At 41.0% G+C, this 1,967-nt stretch carries 3 protein-coding genes; all 3 read left to right on the top strand.

Annotated elements, in window-relative coordinates:
* The coding region (gene mltG / locus QZ359_RS07495) for an endolytic transglycosylase MltG (RefSeq protein WP_293965182.1) at positions 1-728 on the top strand (728 nt) is incomplete at its 5' end.
* Positions 729-789: 61 nt separating this feature from the next.
* A complete protein-coding gene (greA, locus tag QZ359_RS07490) occupies positions 790-1,272 on the top strand; it encodes a transcription elongation factor GreA (RefSeq protein WP_000818750.1) in 483 nt (160 codons plus the stop codon).
* A 73-nt stretch (positions 1,273-1,345) separates the two neighbouring features.
* Positions 1,346-1,967: amino acid permease (locus QZ359_RS07485; RefSeq protein ID WP_293965179.1), on the top strand; the 622-nt coding region annotated here is incomplete at its 3' end.

Below are 1,967 nucleotides of genomic sequence, written 5' to 3'. Positions count from 1 at the left end.
AAATGGCACAAGCTGTAGGTCAATTGCAAGGTGACTTCAAAGAGCCTTTGACAGCGGAAGCTTTCTTGGCTAAAGTGCAAGATGACAACTTTATTAGTCAAGAAGTTGCCAAATATCCTAGTCTACTTGAAAGCTTGCCTACAAAGGAAAGTGGCGTTCGTTACCGTTTGGAAGGATTCCTCTTCCCAGCTACATACTCTATCAAGGAAAGTACAACTATTGAAAGCTTGATTGATGAGATGTTGGCAGCTATGGACAAGACTTTGGCACCTCATTACAGTACGATTAAGTCTAAGAATTTGACGGTCAATGAATTGCTGACCATTGCTTCTCTTGTCGAAAAAGAAGGAGCTAAGACGGAAGACCGTAAGTTGATTGCAGGTGTATTCTACAATCGCTTGAATCTTGGTATGCCACTTCAAAGCAATATTGCAATCTTGTATGCTCAAGGAAAACTTGGTCAGAAGATTAGTCTTGCTGATGATGCTGGAATTGATACGACAATTAATTCACCGTATAATGTTTATACGAAAGCTGGTTTGATGCCAGGTCCAGTAGATAGTCCAAGCTTGGATGCCATCGAGGCAAGTATTAATCAGACTAAGAGTGATAACTTATACTTTGTAGCTAATGTTACAGATGGTAAGGTCTATTATGCTGCTACTCAGGAGGAGCATGATCGTAATGTCGCTGAACATGTCAACAGCAAATTAAACCAAACAAACTAAAATTATGTGATGCTTCACATAATTTTAGTTAGAAAATATCATCAGAAGAAAGTTGAGAAAAATGGCAGAAAAAACATATCCTATGACCCTTGCGGAAAAGGAAAAACTTGAAAAAGAATTAGAAGAATTGAAATTGGTCCGCCGCCCAGAAGTGGTAGAACGCATTAAGATTGCCCGTTCATACGGTGACCTTTCTGAAAACAGTGAATACGAAGCGGCTAAGGATGAACAAGCCTTTGTCGAAGGACAAATCTCTAGCTTGGAAACAAAAATCCGTTATGCTGAAATCGTCAATAGTGACTCAGTTGCTCAAGACGAAGTAGCGATTGGTAAAACAGTCACTATCCAAGAAATTGGTGAGGACGAAGAAGAAGTTTATATTATCGTAGGTTCAGCTGGTGCGGATGCCTTTGCAGGTAAAGTGTCGAATGAAAGTCCAATTGGACAAGCCTTGATTGGCAAGAAAACAGGTGATACAGCAACCATTGAAACACCTGTTGGTAGCTATGATGTAAAAATCTTGAAGGTTGAAAAAACAGCCTAAAAACAAAAAAGGAGTGGGGAGGCTGTGCGCTTCACTCACTCCTTTTTCCATTTTAAATTGAATTGGAGACTATATGAGTTTAAAGAAGAAAAAAAATAAGATGGAGCGTGGTTTAACTAATCGTCACGTGCAGGTTATGGCCATTGCTGGGACAATCGGAACAGGACTCTTTTTGGGAGCAGGTCGTTCTATTAGCCTAACAGGTCCTTCCATTGTACTGATTTATATGATTACTGGGGCTTTCATGTTCCTCATGATGCGTGCGGTTGGAGAAATGCTCTACCAAGACCCTGAGCAACATACCTTTATCAACTTTATCACGCGCCATTTGGGTAAGGGCTGGGGGTATTTTTCAGTCTGGTCTTACTGGCTATCCGTTGTTTTTATCGGTATGGCGGAAATCACTGCTATCGCACATTATGTGCAGTTTTGGTTCCCAAGCTGGCCAAGTTGGATGATTGAGATTGGATTTTTGACCATTCTAGCCTTGGTCAATCTGATTGCAGTGAAGCTCTTTGGGGAAGTTGAGTTTTGGTTTGCGATGGTCAAGATTGTGGCTATTTTAGCTATGATTGCAACAGGAGTCTTTATGGTCTTGACTGGCTTTAAGAAACCTCATGGAGTAGCAAGTTTGGCCAATGTCACCGACAATTTCTCCCTCTTCCCTAATGGTGGAGTGAACTTTGTCATGGCCT

The organism is Streptococcus sp. (assembly GCF_019414905.1).
Taxonomy (GTDB): Bacteria; Bacillota; Bacilli; order Lactobacillales; family Streptococcaceae; genus Streptococcus.
Note: the sequence above shows the minus strand (reverse complement) of the source record. Positions and strands in the feature narration are given on the sequence as shown.

Excerpts from the sequence above, each read along its gene's own strand:
- greA (WP_000818750.1), top strand. The coding sequence starts at position 790 with ATGGCAGAAAAAACATATCCTATGACCCTTGCGGAAAAGGAAAAACTT.